The sequence below is a fragment of the Collinsella aerofaciens genome (assembly GCF_001405375.1).
In the GTDB taxonomy this organism is placed as follows: Bacteria; Actinomycetota; Coriobacteriia; order Coriobacteriales; family Coriobacteriaceae; genus Collinsella; species Collinsella aerofaciens_F.
Genome location: NZ_CYYP01000002.1, coordinates 217,833 through 234,282 on the forward strand (window position 1 = coordinate 217,833; position 16,450 = coordinate 234,282).

General features: G+C 60.5%; 17 protein-coding genes. 3 read left to right on the forward strand and 14 right to left on the reverse strand.

From position 1 onward, the window contains the following. Nucleotides 1–166: 166 nt before the first annotated feature. Together ARB25_RS01990 and gltA are read left to right on the forward strand one after the other, a co-directional pair. On the forward strand, nt 167–1,006 hold the full coding sequence (locus tag ARB25_RS01990) for a sulfide/dihydroorotate dehydrogenase-like FAD/NAD-binding protein (RefSeq protein ID WP_006235793.1): 840 nt from the start codon (nt 167–169) through the stop codon (nt 1,004–1,006). Next, the gene (gene gltA, locus ARB25_RS01995; protein WP_006235794.1) at nt 997–2,406 is read left to right on the forward strand and encodes an NADPH-dependent glutamate synthase; all 1,410 of its coding nucleotides are present in this window, start codon (nt 997–999) and stop codon (nt 2,404–2,406) included. The genes ARB25_RS01990 and gltA overlap by 10 nt, the downstream gene beginning before the upstream one ends. Nucleotides 2,407–2,533: 127 nt before the next feature. Here gltA and ARB25_RS02000 read toward each other — a convergent pair whose 3' ends face one another. The 11 genes from ARB25_RS02000 to ARB25_RS02050 all read right to left on the reverse strand — a co-directional run bounded on the left by ARB25_RS02000 (nt 2,534) and on the right by ARB25_RS02050 (nt 12,680). Beyond that, a complete protein-coding gene (locus ARB25_RS02000) occupies nt 2,534–3,157 on the reverse strand; it encodes a cytidylate kinase-like family protein (protein ID WP_055285378.1) in 624 nt (207 codons plus the stop codon). Between the two features lie 48 nt (nt 3,158–3,205). After that, complete coding sequence (locus ARB25_RS02005) at nt 3,206–3,844, reverse strand: amino acid ABC transporter permease (RefSeq protein WP_055285379.1); 639 nt, start codon at nt 3,842–3,844, stop codon at nt 3,206–3,208. A 3-nt stretch (nt 3,845–3,847) separates the two neighbouring features. Next, nucleotides 3,848–4,594 carry an amino acid ABC transporter permease gene (locus ARB25_RS02010; RefSeq protein WP_055285380.1) on the reverse strand — a complete coding sequence of 249 codons (747 nt, stop codon included), beginning with the start codon at nt 4,592–4,594 and terminating at the stop codon, nt 3,848–3,850. A 25-nt stretch (nt 4,595–4,619) separates the two neighbouring features. Beyond that, nucleotides 4,620–5,495, reverse strand: coding sequence for a transporter substrate-binding domain-containing protein (locus ARB25_RS02015; protein ID WP_082421815.1), 876 nt, complete (start codon nt 5,493–5,495; stop codon nt 4,620–4,622). Nucleotides 5,496–5,503: 8 nt separating this feature from the next. Then, complete coding sequence (locus tag ARB25_RS02020; RefSeq protein ID WP_022094215.1) at nt 5,504–6,235, reverse strand: amino acid ABC transporter ATP-binding protein; 732 nt, start codon at nt 6,233–6,235, stop codon at nt 5,504–5,506. Between the two features lie 286 nt (nt 6,236–6,521). Further along, nucleotides 6,522–6,965 (reverse strand): GatB/YqeY domain-containing protein, encoded by a 444-nt coding sequence (locus ARB25_RS02025; protein ID WP_006235801.1) that lies wholly within the window; start codon nt 6,963–6,965, stop codon nt 6,522–6,524. Between the two features lie 54 nt (nt 6,966–7,019). Then, nucleotides 7,020–8,243 carry a peptidylprolyl isomerase gene (locus tag ARB25_RS02030; protein WP_055285381.1) on the reverse strand — a complete coding sequence of 408 codons (1,224 nt, stop codon included), beginning with the start codon at nt 8,241–8,243 and terminating at the stop codon, nt 7,020–7,022. A gap of 197 nt (nt 8,244–8,440) precedes the next feature. Then, nucleotides 8,441–8,905 (reverse strand): PTS sugar transporter subunit IIA, encoded by a 465-nt coding sequence (locus ARB25_RS02035; protein ID WP_055285382.1) that lies wholly within the window; start codon nt 8,903–8,905, stop codon nt 8,441–8,443. A 153-nt stretch (nt 8,906–9,058) separates the two neighbouring features. After that, nucleotides 9,059–9,760 (reverse strand): phosphoribosylglycinamide formyltransferase, encoded by a 702-nt coding sequence (gene purN, locus ARB25_RS02040; protein WP_055285383.1) that lies wholly within the window; start codon nt 9,758–9,760, stop codon nt 9,059–9,061. After that, nucleotides 9,750–10,853: a phosphoribosylformylglycinamidine cyclo-ligase gene (gene purM / locus ARB25_RS02045; protein WP_055285384.1), complete on the reverse strand. Its 1,104-nt coding sequence runs from the start codon at nt 10,851–10,853 to the stop codon at nt 9,750–9,752. Before purM ends, purN begins: the two co-directional genes overlap by 11 nt. Nucleotides 10,854–11,009: 156 nt before the next feature. After that, entirely contained in the window at nt 11,010–12,680 is a 1,671-nt protein-coding gene (locus tag ARB25_RS02050) for an amidophosphoribosyltransferase (protein ID WP_055285385.1), read from the reverse strand. A gap of 294 nt (nt 12,681–12,974) precedes the next feature. Between ARB25_RS02050 and ARB25_RS02055 the strand changes: the two genes are divergently transcribed. Further along, entirely contained in the window at nt 12,975–14,204 is a 1,230-nt protein-coding gene (locus tag ARB25_RS02055; RefSeq protein ID WP_055285386.1) for a putative ABC transporter permease, read from the forward strand. 90 nt (nt 14,205–14,294) lie between these two features. On the opposite strand, the gene ARB25_RS02060 is transcribed toward ARB25_RS02055, so the two are convergent. The 3 genes from ARB25_RS02060 to purE all read right to left on the reverse strand — a co-directional run bounded on the left by ARB25_RS02060 (nt 14,295) and on the right by purE (nt 16,282). Next, nucleotides 14,295–14,711, reverse strand: a complete 417-nt coding sequence (locus tag ARB25_RS02060; protein ID WP_055285387.1) for a molybdenum cofactor biosynthesis protein MoaE — start codon at nt 14,709–14,711, stop codon at nt 14,295–14,297. A 66-nt stretch (nt 14,712–14,777) separates the two neighbouring features. Beyond that, nucleotides 14,778–15,782 carry a class B sortase gene (locus ARB25_RS02065; RefSeq protein ID WP_055285388.1) on the reverse strand — a complete coding sequence of 335 codons (1,005 nt, stop codon included), beginning with the start codon at nt 15,780–15,782 and terminating at the stop codon, nt 14,778–14,780. A gap of 35 nt (nt 15,783–15,817) precedes the next feature. Next, nucleotides 15,818–16,282, reverse strand: coding sequence for a 5-(carboxyamino)imidazole ribonucleotide mutase (gene purE / locus ARB25_RS02070; RefSeq protein ID WP_006235810.1), 465 nt, complete (start codon nt 16,280–16,282; stop codon nt 15,818–15,820). Nucleotides 16,283–16,450 lie beyond the last annotated feature (168 nt).

A 16,450-nucleotide genomic window follows, 5' to 3' on the forward strand; every position in this document is an offset into this window, starting at 1 on the left:
GATAAACCCTTTTCCCACCTGCCAAAGAAACACGTAAGCGACATTGCCATGAGGGTATAATTTGCACCGTATGTCTGCACAACGCCTGTGCGCGTACGGTTTTATTCGGGCTACCGTCCATTTCCGTGGAGGCACGGTTCGGCGGCCCTAACAAGAGAGGGGTTCTATGTATAAGATCCTGGAGAAGACGCAGTTCTCGGAGAAGGTGTTCAAGTTCCGCATCGAGGCGCCCGCAATCGCCAAGCATGCGCACGCTGGACAGTTCCTCATGGTTCGCGCCAACGAGACGGGCGAGCGTGTCCCGTTTACCCTAGCTGGCTGGAACGGTGACGAGGGCTGGGTCGAGTTCATCTTCATGGTGATCGGCAAGACCACCGAGATGCTTTCCACCTACGAGGCCGGCGAGTCGCTGCGCGACGTCGTGGGCCCGCTGGGCGTTCCCACCGAGATGGCCGAGGGCCCCTGCGCCGTCATTGGCGGCGGCGTCGGCCTGGCAATTGCCTTCCCGGTCGCCAAGCACCTGGTCGAGACCGGCCACGAGGTGCACGCCATCATGGGCGCCCGCACCAAGGACCTCCTGCTTATGGAGGACCAGTTCCGCGAGCTCCTCGACGAGGACCACATCCACATCACTACCGATGACGGTTCCTACGGTGAGCAGGGCGTTGTCACCGCTCCGCTGGAACGCCTGCTGCAGGACAAGGCCGTGAGCCAGGTCTTCTGCGTCGGCCCCGTTCCGATGATGAAGTTCTCGACCCTCACCGCCCAGAAGTACGACACCCCCATCACCGCGTCGCTCAACCCCATCATGGTTGACGGCACCGGCATGTGCGGCTGCTGCCGTGTCGAGGTGGGCGGCGTGACCAAGTTCGCTTGCGTCGACGGCCCCGACTTCGATGCCACCCTGGTCGACTGGGATGACCTTCGTGCCCGCCAGGCCGCTTACCGTTCCGAAGAGGGCGAGTCCCTCAAGGCCTATGAGGAAAAGAGCTGCGCATGCCACTAGTTAACGGTCGTTTCGTTGCCGATATGAAGTCGCCCCGCACCCCCGATAACGAGGAGCCGGCTGCCGAGCGCGCCTGCGACTTCCGCCCCGTCGACAAGGGCTTCACCGAGGAGATGGCGCTGGCCGAGGCCGAGCGCTGCCTCAACTGCAAGAAGCCGTTCTGTGTTGAGGGCTGCCCCGTCAACATCAACATCCCCCGCTTTATCGAGCAGATCCGCGAGAAGGACTTCGGCGGCGCTCTCGATACCATCCGCGAGGACTCCATGCTTCCCGCCATCTGCGGCCGCGTCTGCCCGCAGGAGAACCAGTGCGAGGGCAAGTGCATCCGCGGCAAGAAGTCCGAGCCTGTGGCCATCGGCCAGCTCGAGCGCTTCCTGGGTGATCGCCCCGAGCTCGCCTCCACGCCCAAGATGGCTCCCAAGAACGGCAAGAAGGTCGCCGTCGTGGGCTCTGGCCCGTCCGGCATCACCTGCGCCGGCGAGCTCGCCCGCAATGGCTTTGACGTCACCGTCTTTGAGGCCTTCTTCACCGGCGGCGGCGTGCTGGTCTACGGCATCCCCGAGTTCCGTCTGCCCAAGGCAGTCGTCAAGCGCGAGATTGACGGCCTGGAGGACATGGGCGTCAAGTTTGAGTACAACTCCGTCGTGGGCAACATGGCCACGGCCGAGGAGCTGTTCGAGCAGGGCTTCGACGCCATCTACGTGGCGACCGGCGCTGGCCTGCCCAAGTTCCTCAACGTCCCCGGCGAGAACCTGCCCAACGTCTTCTTCGCGAACGAGTACCTCACCCGCGTGAACCTGATGAAGGCCAACAAGTTCCCCGAGTACGACACCCCCACCAAGCACGGCAAGAACGTCGTTGTCTTTGGTGGCGGCAACGTGGCTATGGACGCCGTCCGTACCGCCAAGCGCCTGGGCGCTGAGCACGCCATCATCGCCTACCGTCGTACCGAGGACGAGATGCCCTGCCGTCGTGCCGAGCTGCACCACGCCAAGGCCGAGGGCGTCGAGGTTCTGCCGCTCGTTTCCCCGCTCGAGTTTGTCGCTGGCGAGGACGGCTCCGTGTGCGCCGTCAAGGTCCAGAAGATGGAGCTCGGCGAGCCCGACGAGTCCGGCCGTCGTCGCCCGGTGCCCATCGAGGGCGCCATCGAGGAGATTCCCTGCGACGTCGCAATCTCGGCTATCGGTACCAACGCCAACCCCTTCGCAAAGAAGATCGGCGGCAAGATGGAGCTCAACAAGTGGGGCTACATCGTCGCCGACGAGGAGACCGGCCAGACCACCGATCCCCGCATCTGGGCCGGCGGCGACATCGTCACCGGTGCCGCTACGGTCATTCTGGCGATGGGCGCCGGCAAGAAGGCCGCCGCTTCCATCACCAAGAGCCTGCTGGGCGAGTAATCACCTACAGCGTTAGCCATCAAACGGCAAAGTCCCCGTCGAGCACACGCCCGGCGGGGACTTTTTCTATGCCAGTCGACCGACCACCACAAAGGTGCCTGTCCCCTTTGTGGTGGTTTTTGGTCGGTTAGTCTTCGAGCTGCGCTACTTTGTAGCGGTAGGCTGCGGCAATAACGTCTTTGCAGCCCTCGCGGCCCAGCTTGGCGCGGTTGACGACGATGTCCTTGCCGCTCGTCATCTTCCACTTTCCGGCACTGTAGCGCTTATAGAACGCCTCGCGCGCCTTCTGCTGCTGCTTGACCAGCTTGGCGCCCTTCTTTTTGTTAAGGCCACGCTTTTTGCGCACGATCTCGACGCGGTCCTCAAAGGGCGCGGTCACCAACACGGCAATGTGATTGGGGTTGTTACGCAGCAGGTAATCGGACAGGCGGCCTTCGATAATGCAGCTCTCGGTCTCGCCCAGATCCAAAATCACCTGGCTCATCTTTTGGAACAACTTATCCGAGTACGAACGCGCATCGTAACGGTCGGGCAGAAACGCCATGTTCTCCACAGCCAGACGCTCGTCGTAGGCGGCCATCTTATCGAGCGACTCGCCCGCGCGCAGCGACGCGCGCACCAGCAGCTCGTTATCGTACAGTGGAATCCCCAACTCGTCGGCAAGCATGCGACCAATCTCGTGGCCCTCGGCGCCAAAGTCGCGCGCGATGGTAATGACCACAGGATTCTTCTTATTCTCCAGATCGCTCATCGCGATTCCTTTCTCTATGTGACAAAGGGACAGTCCCTTTGTCACATTCTACGCTGCCACAATACGGCGTTGATATGCCCTCACCAGCAGCGAGATACCAAAGTTGAGCACAAAGTACATCGCAAACACCAGGCCGTAGAGCATAAGCACCTGCGACAGGTCGATTGCGTGAGCCATCACGACGTTTGCCGTGTACATGAGCTCGGCCACGTTAATGCCCGAAAGATACGAGCTGTCCTTGATGACGGTCGTGCACTGGCTAAACAGCGCCGGAATGATCGTCTTAAACGTCTGCGGCAAAATGATGTAGCGCATGGTGGCAAAGAAGCCGAAGCCCTGGCTCTGCGCTGCCTCAAACTGGCCACGCGGAATCGAGTTGAGACCGCCGCGCACAATCTCGGCCATAACAGCGCTGGTAAACAGCGTAAAGGCGATGGTCGAAATCACAATGTCCAAACCCTGCACCGTAAAGTAGATAAACAGGATCCACAGCAGGTTTGGCGTGCAACGGAACAGTTCGATATAGGCGCTCACCAAAATACGGAACGGGCGGGGCGCATAGCTCTTAACGAGCGCCAGCACCGTGCCAAAGATGAGCGAGAAAAAGATCGACAGCGCCGAGATCTCGATCGTCTTAACAAAGCCGCCCCAAATGTAGAGCAGGTTGGTCGCGTTGAAGATTTCCATGCGCTAGGCCTCCTCTACATTGTCGAGCCCCAGCTCGGCCAGGCTCACGCCGCGCGGACGCTCCTTGGAGCGACGCTCGAGCCACTGCACCAGCATGGCGAGCGGAAAGCAGATGATGAAGTACATAAGGCAGCAGACGATGTACCCCTGCAGGTAACCGTACAGACTCACGAAGTTGTCGGAACGGTACATAAGGTCGCCGCCGGCCACAAGCGCCAGCACCGACGTGTTCTTGACCAGGTTGAGCGCCTGGTTACACAGCGGCGGCAGAATGATCTTGAATGTCTGGGGCAGCACGATGTACCAGTACGCCTGCGCACGGGTGAAGCCCTGGCTCTGAGCCGCCTCCATCTGACCGCGCGGAACCGCCTCGATACCAGTGCGGATGACCTCCGAAATGTAGGCCGCGTGATACAGGCCCACGCCCAAGAAGCCCAGCACGAACGGAGCGATGCGCACCGGCTGGTCGGCACCGGTTATGGCCTGCAAAAACTGCGGACCGGCCATGTACATAAAGAGCACCTGTACGGGCAACGGGGTGTTCTGGTAAAACTCCACGTACGCGCGGCTTATGGCGCGCAGCACGCGCGAACGAGTGGTAGAGAACACGCCCAGCAGCGTGCCCAGCACCAGCGACAACAGCAGACCGGCAACGACCACCTGTAGCGTCACGCCAAAGCCCTCCCAGAAGGGCCCCATATTTTGAAATGTCGTCGACCAACGGTCGGCGTCAAATAATCCTTCGAGCATTTGATTCCTTCCTTGGACGATGCGCCTATACAAGACCCCAGGTCTTGACCTCTTGGTCGAGCCAACCGTCGGCCAGGCGATCGCAAATCACCTGATCGACCACGGCCGAAAGGTCGCAGCCTTTCTTGGTCGCCACGCCGTAGCCCTGCTCGCCAAACTTGACCTCGGGCTGCAGCAGCTCAACGGTCTCGTTCATGTAACCGGCCAGCGTGGAGCGGTCCATGGCGAAGACGTCGATATTGCCGGCGTCGAGCGAGCTCTTGATGATGGGGTAGCCACTAAAGGCCCTAAACTCGGGCTTGCAGCTAAAGCCGTTGTCCTTGATCATCTGCTCGATGAGGCCCTGTGTGGTGGCACCCTGGCTCACACCAATGACCTTGCCATCCAGATCTTCAATCGAGGTAAAGCCCGAACGCTTCTTGACCATAAGTCCCACGTAGTCGGTACGGTACGGCGTCGAGAAATCCCAGCTCTTCTTGCGCTCGTCGGTGATGGTGTAGGTCGCCGCGACCACGTCGAGCTGGCCGTTATCGATCAGCGGGCCGCGCGTCTTGGGCGTTACGTCGGTAAACTCGACAAGCTCCTGGGCGCGGGCCTCCTTGTAACTCACGCCAAAGACGGCAGCGGCGATCTGGTAGCACAAATCGACTTCCATGCCCTCAAAGCGGCCCTTGGCGGTGTCGTAATAGCCGTAGCCGGGAACATCCTTCTTAACGCCGGCATTCAGATGGCCGCGCGACTTAATGGCCGCAAGCTTGGACCCCTTGTCGGAGCCCTCGCCGCTGGTGGAGTTGCCGCAACCGGTAAGCGCGGCCCCCGTCAGCGTAAGCATACCGGCGCCCGCCAGCTGCAAAAAGTGACGGCGCGACACGGCCGCCCTCGTCATATCCGTCATGTCCATCACCGCGCCTAGTGCAGAATCTTGGACAGGAACTCGCGGCAACGCGGGTTCTCGGGGTTATCGAAGAAATGCTCGGGCGTGCCCTCCTCCAGGATGCGGCCGTCCTCCATAAAGATGACGCGGTCGGCCACCTGGCGCGCAAAGCCCATCTCGTGCGTCACGCAGATCATGGTGATGTCCTCCTGCGCGAGCTCAATCATAACGTCCAGGACTTCCTGGACCATCTCGGGGTCGAGTGCCGAGGTCGGCTCGTCAAACAGGATGATAGGCTGCTTGGTGCACAGGGCACGGGCGATGGCGATGCGCTGCTGCTGACCACCCGAGAGATTCTGCGGATACTCGCCGGCCTTATGTGCCATGCCGACGCGCTTGAGCGCAGCGATGGCGATCTCGGTCGCCTCCTCCTTGCTCTTCTTTTGCAGTTTGATGGGCGCGAGCGTCAGGTTGCCCAGCACCGTCATGTTGGGATACAGGTTGAACTGCTGAAACACCATGGAACTATACTTGCGAGCCATCTCCAGGTGATTCTTTTTGGTGAGCGGCGTACCGTCGATGACAACCTCGCCCGACGTGGGCTCCTCCAGATAATCGACGCAACGGATGAGCGTCGATTTACCCGAGCCGGAAGGCCCGATCATTACGAGCTTCTCGCCGCGTTTGACGGTGAGGTTGATATCTTTGAGCACATGCAGGTCGCCAAAGTACTTGTTGAGATGCTTGATCTCGATCATGTCTGCCATGAATGTCCCTTCCCTGCGTTTACACGAGTTGAACTATTGTACGGAAAGAATCACGTTTCCGCAGCCCACACTACATTCCCGTAAAGAACCCGCAACCTTCCACCTAGTCATTGGGGACAGACTTAAATGAGTACCTGCTCATTGGGCGCTCATTTAAGCCCGTCCCCAATGAGCGTAGCCCGGGCACTCATTTAAGCCTGTCCCCAATGAGTGCCCAGCCCAGCAAAAAGGGGCGCGACCATGACGGCCACGCCCCCCTAAACATCAACTATGTACCGCTCGGCCCCTACGCGAGTTTGGCTCCGACGATCTTTGCCGCGGCCGGCTTATCGAAGTTGCCACCGGTGGCCTTGCCGAGTGCGCCCATAACCTGGCCCATCTGCTTCTTGGACGTGGCGCCCAGCTCGGCGATAACCTGCTCGATCAGGGCCTCGAGCTCCTCGCCCGAAACCTGCGCGGGCAGCAGGCTCTCCAGAATCTTGACCTGCTCGGTCAGATTGTCGGTACGCTCCTGGTCGGTGCCGGCCTTGATGGACATCTCCAGCGTCTCGCTCGTCTGCTTGATCAGACGCTTGATCATGCTGTTGACGTCTTCCTCGGTCACATCGCGGCGCTCGTTAACCTCGATATTCTTCACCTCGGCCTTAACCTGGCGAATGATGGACAGGCGAACCTTATCCTTGGCCTTCATGGCCGCGATCATTTCCTTCTGCAGCTCTTCGTTGGTCATCTGCAAATCCTCTCTAATAGCGTGGGCGGCACTCGCGCGAGCACCGCCCCATGATTACTCAGTCGTCGACGAATCGTCGGTCGAGCTCTTGGTGACGCCCTTCAGACTCACGTTATAGGGTACGTCCTTGGGCATGGGGTTGACGGTGATGTCGGCATCCTTCTTGTACTGCTCCAGCCACTCGCTGTACGCGGTGCTGGCCGCTTGCGTCTTCACCACGTTGGAGACGTACTTTTTGATGTCCTTGGGCACCTGGTTGATGTCATCAACCTGATTATCGACATGGAAGTAGTCGGTGCACTTGATGATGTGGTAGCCATAGGTCGACTCGACGACTTCGCTCACGTCGCCCTTGTTGAGTCCCTCGAGCGCCGTCTGGTAGCTGTCGACGAAAGTGGTGAGCTTATCCCAGCCCACATCGCCCTTCTTCTCCTTGGAACCGGTGTCCTCGGAGTACTGCTCAACGGCGTCCTCAAAGCTCAGCTCACCGGAGTTGATCTTGTCCAGGCACTCCTGCGCCTTGGCCTTGGCGGCAGCCTTGTCCTCGTCGGAAGCGTCGGAATCAACCTTGATCAGGATGTTCGACGAGCGGCGGGCGTCGTTGTAGCTGGACAGGTTTTCGTTGATGTAATCGACAATCTCGCTGTCCTTGGGCTTGCTCGTGGGCGCGACGGCATCCTTGAGTTTCTGCTGCGCCAGACTCTCCTTGAGTGAGTCCTTGTAGGTGTCCTCGGTATAGCCGTAGGTCTTGAGGGTCTTCTTAAAGGCCTTGGCACCGCCCGCGCTCTTGCACGCGTCCTTCCAAGCCTTCTCGACCTCCTCGTCCGACACCGTCACGCCGTTCTCCTTCTGTGCCTGTTGAAGCAGAATCTGCTGCGTGTAGGAGTCGATGAGTTGCTTGCGGTACTTCTTGGGCGTGAGGTCGTTGTCAACCAGATACTGCGCCCAATCCTTATCCTTGGTGTAGCCGTAGGACGTACGCATGCTCATGATCTGCTTGGTCACGGTGTCCTCGGTGAGGTTGGTGCCATTGATGGTAGCAGCCACGCCACCAGTGAGCTTATAGCCCGAGCTGGCGCTTTCGGTCTGCGACATCAGGCCGGAGCACGCCATGGCCGAGACAGAAAGCAGCATCGCCAGCACGCCGATGACCACCAGGATGATCTTGACGGTCTTGGACACATAGGTCTTGCGCTGATTCTTACGAGAGCTGGAGGCGGTGCGAGCCTGTTGCTCGGGCGTCGGCGCGGCCTCGGGGTTCTTTTTCTTATTTGCCATGTTTGGCCTTTCGCATCACGAATCGAACAAACGCCATTGTGTCACAACGCAGCCCCTGCGGCACACCTGGTGCATGGGACACAGGTTAATCTGCACCATTTTGGTGCAAAGGGGGCATACCTGGCAGTCGGCAGTTAGGGACGTTCCTTTTCTGCCGGCAGTTAGGGACAGTCCCCAAGTGCCGACTCAGCCCCACCCTAGAAGTGGCGGCGGATGGCGTCGACCATGCCCTGGGGCGTGGTCTGGCCGAGCACGTCGGCTGCGGCATCGGCGTCCATAAAGATATTCATGAGCGCCTGCAGGGCCTCGACCTGGCCGCCCGGCTCGGCAATACCCAAATTGATGACGATCTGCGCCGGCACCGGAGCGCCCATGCCAGCCATAGCGTTAAATGTCACGGGCGCGGCGGGCTTCACCACCGCGATATAGGGCTTGGCCACAAACCCCGGATCGGTATGCGGAATGGCAATGTTTGCCGCCGGCATGGCAAGACCCGTGGGATAGGCATCCTCTCGCGTGCGAACGGCGTCGAGCCAACCGTCGGCAATGTAGCCACGTGGTGCAAGCTCGCCCTCGAGCCGCGCAAACACCTCATCCGGCGTTGCACACTCCCAATCAAAAAACACCAGCTCAGGCGTAAACAGAGCTTCGTTATCCGCCATGTGCTCACCTCTCTCACCCAGTCACCTGCGACGTTCTTGAATGACTAGTCGTTAAAGACCGTCCCCGATGACTACCCAAAAACAAAAGGTGGCCACGCGCGCCTTGGCGCCAATGACCACCCTGACTACTCGGCTAAATTGTACTGTGCGCCGCTAGCCGCGAGGCGCGTCAATTGCGACCTTGCCGCTCTCCAGCACGTGGACGCGGCCGTCGGCGAGCATTTGCACGACCTCGGGATACAGCACGTGCTCAATCGCGTGGATGTGCTCCTCGAGCGTGTCGACATCCCAGCCCTCCTCAACAGCCAGCGCACGCTGGGCGATGATGGGACCGTTGTCGTAGATCTCGTTGGCAAAATGCACGGTCACGCCAGTTACCTTGACGCCGCGCGCAAAGGCATCGTCAATCGCATGCGCACCGGTAAAGCTCGGCAGCAGCGCCGGATGCAAGTTGACCACGCGGTTGGGAAACGCCGCCAGCAGCGGCGTGTGCACCATGCGCATGTAGCCGGCCATGACCACATACTCGCAGCCGCGTTCGAGCAGTTCGTGCGCGATGATCTCGTCGGCGGCGATGGGGTCGGCGTAGACATCCTTAGACAGCGTGAGCGTCTGGATGCCCGCGCGCTCAGCGCGCTGCAAACCCTTAGCCGAAGGACGGCTCGACACCACAAGCTCAATCGAAGCGTTGAGCTTGCCGGCGGCGATCAGATCGATCAGCGCCTGCAGGTTGGTACCCGAACCGCTGATGAGCACACCGATCTTGAGCGGCTCGGCCGTATCGGTGCCGGTCGGACGGGTGTAGGGCACAAAGCCCAGGCCCTCGGCGGCAGCCATCTGCTCGTTAGCGCTCATCGGAGTACACGACCTTACCGGAACCCTCGACGCACTCGCCCACGCGGAACGGCTTCTCGCCCAGCGTGACCAGGGCCTCGGTAACCGCAGCCTCGTCCTCGGGGGCGACGATCAGGCACAGGCCAACGCCCATGTTGAAGGTCTTGCATGCCTCGTTGGGCGCGAGCTCGGCCTGGCGCGACACATAGGTGATGACGGGCGGAACGTCCCAACCCATCTCGGCACCGTTGCGGGTGACCACGGCGTCGACGTCGTCGGCGAGCGCGCGGTTGAGGTTCTCGGTAATACCGCCGCCAGTGATGTGGGCGATGGCGTGCACCGGAGCGCCGCCGCGGAGCAGCTCAAGAACCGGCTTGACGTAGATGCGCGTGGGGGCCAGCAGAGCGTCTGCCAGCGAAGCACCGCCGAGCTCCTCGAGCGGACGGCTCAGCTCCTCCGCCTTAGCGGCGGCCTCGGGCGTGCCCGGCTTAATGCCGTCGACGCCAATGACCTTGCGCACGAGCGAGTAGCCGTTGGAGTGCACGCCGGTGGAAGGCAGGCCCAGGATCACATCGCCCGGGCGGACGTTTGCGGGGTCGAGCATCTTGGGACGGTCGACGACGCCCACGGTAAAGCCGGCAAGGTCGTAGTCGGCCGGAGCCATGACGCCGGGGTGCTCGGCCATCTCACCGCCCACGAGCGCGCAGCCCGCGAGCTTACAGCCATCGGCCACGCCCTTGATGATCTTTGCCATGTGCCCGGCCTCGATGTGACCGATGGCAACGTAGTCCAGGAAGAACAGCGGCTCGGCGCCCGAAGCCAAAATGTCGTTGACGCACATAGCGACCAGGTCCTGGCCCACCGTCTCGTGACGGTCCATGATCTGGGCAAGCACGAGCTTGGTGCCCACGCCGTCGGTACCGCTAATCAGAATCGGGTCTTCCATATCCTTAAGCGCGGCGGCCGAGAATAAGCCACCAAAGCCACCGATACCGCCGATGACCTCGGGACGGTTGGTGTCCTTAACCATTTGCTTAATAGCGTCGACGGCGCGGCCGCCCTCAGCGGTATCGACGCCGGCATCCTCATACGTCACATGCTTGCTGTCGCTCATCTGAGCCTTCCTCTCCCACTACCGTCCGCCGCGCGGGCGCCAAACGGTGCTCATAGTTGCGTTCATTTCGGCGCGCGCCATAACAGCACGCGCCGCCATATCAACAAAACAGCAGGTAAAACCTACCAAAATAAACCTGTCCCTACATGGCAGGTTTTAGGCCTCGCCGTGCTCCTCTTCCCAACTGCGGTCGTCGTATTTCTCGACCACGGCGTCGTCATCAACATGCAGCGGCTTGTCCAGGTTGCGGGGCTTAAAGCCCTCCATGAACTTGTCGCGGCCAAAACTCTCGGGAATCGCCACGGGGTAGCGGCCGGTAAAGCACGCATCGCAGTAACCGCCTTTGGGCATGACCTTAAGCAGGCCCTCGACCGAAAGGAAGGCCAGCGAATCGGCGCCGATATACTCGCAAATCTCATCGACCGTCTTGTTGGCGCTGATGAGCTGCGACTGCACGTCGGTATCGATGCCGTAGAAGCACGGCCAGATGACCTCGGGCGAGTTGATGCGGATATGAATCTCCTTGGCGCCAGCGTTGCGTAGCATCTTGACGAGCTGCACCATGGTGGTGCCGCGCACGATGGAGTCGTCGATGACGACCAGGCGCTTGCCCTCGATGTTGTCACGCAGCGGGTTGAGTTTCATACGCACGCCCATGGCGCGCAGCTCCTGCGTGGGCTCGATAAACGTACGGCCCACGTAGCGGTTCTTGATGAGGCCCTCGCCAAAGGGAATACCGCTCTCGTGCGAATACCCCTCCGCGGGCGGCAGGCCGGAGTCGGGCACGCCGATGACCAGATCGGCCTCGACGGGCTCCTCGTGTGCCAGCTGACGACCCATGTCGTAACGGCAGGCATAGACGCTCTTGCCGTTCATGATGGAGTCGGGGCGGGCAAAGTAGACCTGCTCAAAGATGCAGTTTGCGGGCTCTTCGGCTGCAGGCACACCCTGCTCGGACACAAGGCCCTCGGCACTGATGCGCAAGATCTCGCCGGGACGGACGTCACGGACGTACTCGGCACCCACGATGTCGAGTGCGCACGTCTCGGAGGCAACGACCCAGCCGCCGGCGCGCGTGACATGGGTGGTGGCGTCGACCGTCGCGGCGCCGTCCTGCGACGGCAGCTGCGAAACGGATGCGGCATCGGCCTGGTCCAGACCCTCGTCCACCAGCTTGCCCAGCACGAGCGGGCGAATGCCGTGCGGATCGCGGAATGCGTAGAGCGCCTGCTCGTTGATGAGCGTCATGGCGTAGCCGCCGCACACGAGCTCCATGGTCTTACGAATGCCCTCGCGCAGATGACCCGTACGCTGGGTAAAGTAGCCGATAAGCTTGGTCGCGACCTCGGAATCCGAATTGGAGAGGAACGGCACGCCCAGCTCGATCAGCTGGCGGCGCAGCTCGTCGGTGTTGACGAGGGTACCGTTGTGCGCAAGCGCGATAATGACGCTATTGATGGTAGAGAGGTGCGGCTGCGAGGCTTCCCAGCTCTTGGCGCCGGCAGTGCCATAGCGCACGTGGCCCACGGCCAGCTGGCCGGAGAGCGTCGACAGGTCGGCGTTGGAGAACACGCGGTCGAGCAGTCCCAGGTCTTTGCGAACCATAACCGTGCCGCCATCACCCACGGCGATTCCCGCCGATTCCTGGCCGCGATGCTGCAGCGCGCGCAGACCAAAGTACGTCAGTCGAGCCACATCGCGATCGGGTGCCCACACACCAAAAATGCCGCATTCCTCATGCAGCTGGTCGGAGTCCGGATCATACGTCGACATGGTCTTCACCTGTCCCGCGGCGCGCTCGGCCGCGTGGATGGTTTCTTGAGACATGGCATCCCCTCAGAGCCTCGTTATTTGGCGTTACCTGCCCTATTATACGCACGGCAAGACAAGCACTCCCGCGCATGAACAGCGCTTTTTAAAAGCCCACCGAGCTTATAATCCGTTTTGCAGCCAAACATTTTATTGGGCAACCGCCTCGGGGCCGACGATCCCGCATGCTTCCGCCGCGACGCGTCTCGCCCGCCGTTGGGGCTTGCATTGTTGCAATTGGGACGTTCGTCCTGTCTTTTGGCAGGTCGGCGGCGTATCCTTGTACCTACAGCAAAACGAGAAAGGTTATGTATGGATCGAAACGAACTCGACCCCAGCGTCCCCAGCGCCACGGAGGTCAAGAAGATCCCCCTCATCATTAAGGTATACGCCGTCCTGTGCATCCTGTCCGGCGTGGGCACGCTCCCTTCGGTCGGCGCCTTTATGTGGCAGGTCATCACCGCACTCATCAACGGCAACGCCGCCGCCAAGCTCGGCGACAACACGCTCGTCGCGGTCGGACTGATTGTCGCCGGCATCATGCTCTCGGCTGCCAGTGCCGTCATCTTGATCATCTTTGGCCTGGACCTCATCAAGAACCAGCGCCGCAATGCCGCCCGTCTGTCCTATATCCTTATCGCGTTTACCGTCGTCGAGCTTTTGGTTGACGTGATGCTCCAGGGCATCGGGCCTTTCTTGCTGCGCCCTGCCATCCAGCTCGGCATCCTCGTCGCGCTTTCGGCCACCGTCGACCCCACGCTGCGCCAGGAGCGCGAACTGCAGCGCCGCCTGCAGGAGATGCTCGATCGCGACGCCGCCGACGAGGGCATGCTCGGTCGCGATGAAACCGGCGAAGGCTACATCAAGCTCAACTACTTCAACCTATTCTGGGTGTTCTTTGTCTGCTGCGTGCTCGGCCTGATCGCCGAGGACATCTGGCACATGACGGTCGACGACCCCGGCGTCTACCAGAACCGCGCCGGCATGCTGTTTGGCCCCTTCAGCCCCATCTACGGATTTGGCGCCGTACTCATGACCATGGTGCTCAACCGCTTCTATAAAAAGAACCCCATCATTATCTTTTTGGTGAGCGCGCTGCTCGGCGCAAGCTTTGAGGTGTTCGTGGGCTGGTTTATGCAAACCTCGTTTGGCGTGGTCTCGTGGAGCTACTCGCACATGAAGCTGTTCGGCATGCCCGACCCGCTCGCCGTCCTTACGGGCGGACGCACCTGCACGGGCTTTGCCTGCCTGTGGGGCCTGGGCGGACTCATCTGGATCAAGCTGCTGCTGCCGAGACTGCTCAAGCTCATCAACATGATTCCGTGGAAGAGTCGCTACTCGGCCACCGTCATCTTCACCATCATTATGCTGGTCGACGGCGTCATGACGCTGCAGTCGCTCGACTACTGGTACCAGCGCGTCAACGGCACGGAACCGGATATTCCCGTTGCGCAGTTCTACGGCAAGTACTTCGATAATGACTTTATGGAGAATCGCTTCCAGAGCATGACCATGAGCCCCAAGGATGCGACGCGCGTGTAGCGCCAACCGCGTCCAAAACGCAAAATGCCCGCCGGTATCACACGTACCGGCGGGCATTTTTATAAACGAGTCTTCTATCGACGCAAGCCTCTACGCCTCGCGCTCGACCTCACTTACGCATTCGTTCTTGATGGTGCCAACGAGCGCCTGCAGCGCATCGACCACGTGCGGGCGAATGTCCCCGCCGATGAGCACGAGCATGATGTCGTCACCCACGGCGAGTTCGCCGCTTGCCAGCCACACGCGCACATAGCCGATACCCGGCATCGCGCTCGTAGCCTCGATAGCAGCCTGCACCTTCTGAGCATCGAAGCCGAACACCATGCCGCCCACCTTGTGGCCCGGCGCCACGCCATCGGTCTCGACACCGCGCGCCTCGGCCTTGGGCGTCGCGCGCACCACACCGTTATGTGTCAGATACATACCGCACGCAGGTGCCGACGAATCGGCCTTGGCCTCGCGCAGCCAAGCATCAACCGAAGGCATCGTTTTGCCATTCTCGAGCATCATTTCTCCCTTACCGTCGTCGAGTAGCCAATTTGGAACGGGGCTTTTTAGCTACTCTCGAACAACTTATTCCTCGACCGGCGTGAGCACCATGACAGCACGCGTGTTGCTCAGCGATAACGAACGACAGGTCACAAGCGTTACGACCTTGGTTGCCGAAGCGGCACGATCGGTGGCATCGCTCGCCACGGCAGAGGCACCGTCGAGCATCTCGGACAGATAGTTCTTGAGCCCGTCATCGCCCTCAAAATTGGGCGTGCGAGCCTTGGCATACGTGTCCTCGACAACTTTGGTCGCCAGTGGTCGCAGCTTATACGTAGCATCCCGTGTGATGTAATACACAAACTCGATGCTATCGAACGTCGCCTGGTTGGTGGTGTCCGAAATCACGTTGAACATCGACCCGTCGTTCATATGGTGGCCGTAGATCGTGGTCTGCTGGTCAACCATTCCCGGCGCGGTATCATCACTATCCAAGAAAATGGCACCGGACGCGTTAGATGTACCGTCAAACAGCGTGTTGAGGTATTTGGAGTTGTTGTTGGTCTGCACCACGGGATAGTTGATGTTGGTTCCCGGCACATAAATCCAACCCACAATCTCGGGGTTTGTCTTAGCAAGCGCATCGAAGTCGATAATCGGCACGCCGCTGGCGTCCTGATCGCTTACATATTGCTTCTCGATTTTCTGGTACGAATCGCTTGCCTGCTTATAGCCAATCTGAGCATTGATAAAGATAGCGGCGGCGGCGACAATCAGACCGATGCCCACGATAATGAGCAGAATAGGAATGATGGAGCGGCGCTTTTTACGCGGCGGCTCAGTGTAGCTGGACGCCGCGCCGCTCGTTTGCCTCGGCGTCCGGGCCTGCTTCTTTGCCGTGCCATATGACGAAGGGCGATACGCAGCCGGCGTATCCTGGCGGCGATGGGACGCCGGTGTCACGGGGCGCGGCGCGCGCGGCTGCTGAGGAGAGGATGTCCGACCCTGCTGTGCCGCACAGGCAGCACCCGGCTTCGACGGATCGGGAATCTGAGAAGCCTTGAATCGTTTTCCCTGATAGTCGGACATGGCTCTCCTTATACTGCGGTGAAACGGCGGAACGCCTAGGCGTCGGCCATCTCCTGCTTCATCTTCTCGATAACCTTGCGGTACTCGGGGTCGCATGCGCCCAGAATCTGCGTGGCGTAAATGGCAGCGTTCTTGGCACCGTTGATGGCCACACAGGCAACGGGCACGCCCGAAGGCATCTGCACCATCGACAGCAGCGAGTCCATACCACCCAGATCGCTCGTCTTCATAGGCACGCCGATGACCGGCAGCGGCGTAAACGCAGCCACGACACCGCCCAGGTGAGCAGCCTTGCCGGCGGCGGCGATAATCACTTTGATACCGCGATCGGCGGCAGTCGAGGCCCACTCGTGGACCTTCGCCGGCGTGCGGTGTGCGCTCGCAATGACGAGCTCATAGGGCACACCAAGCGCCTCGAGCTCGGCGGTGCAGCCTTCCATAACGCCCAGATCGGACTTGGAGCCCATGATGATCCCGACAACCGGCTTTTGATCTGCCATAAACAAAGACCTCCTGTTGAGAGCGGTGACGCGGCGGATCCGCGACCCTTAACTACTGAGAGTAGTATAGCTGCTCCCGTCCCTGCGGTCTTTGTGGCGCTTCGCGGGCGGGCCAGGCTTTATCTGAACGACTTTGCGAAGCAACCGGAGTGAAGATAAAGCCTGGCC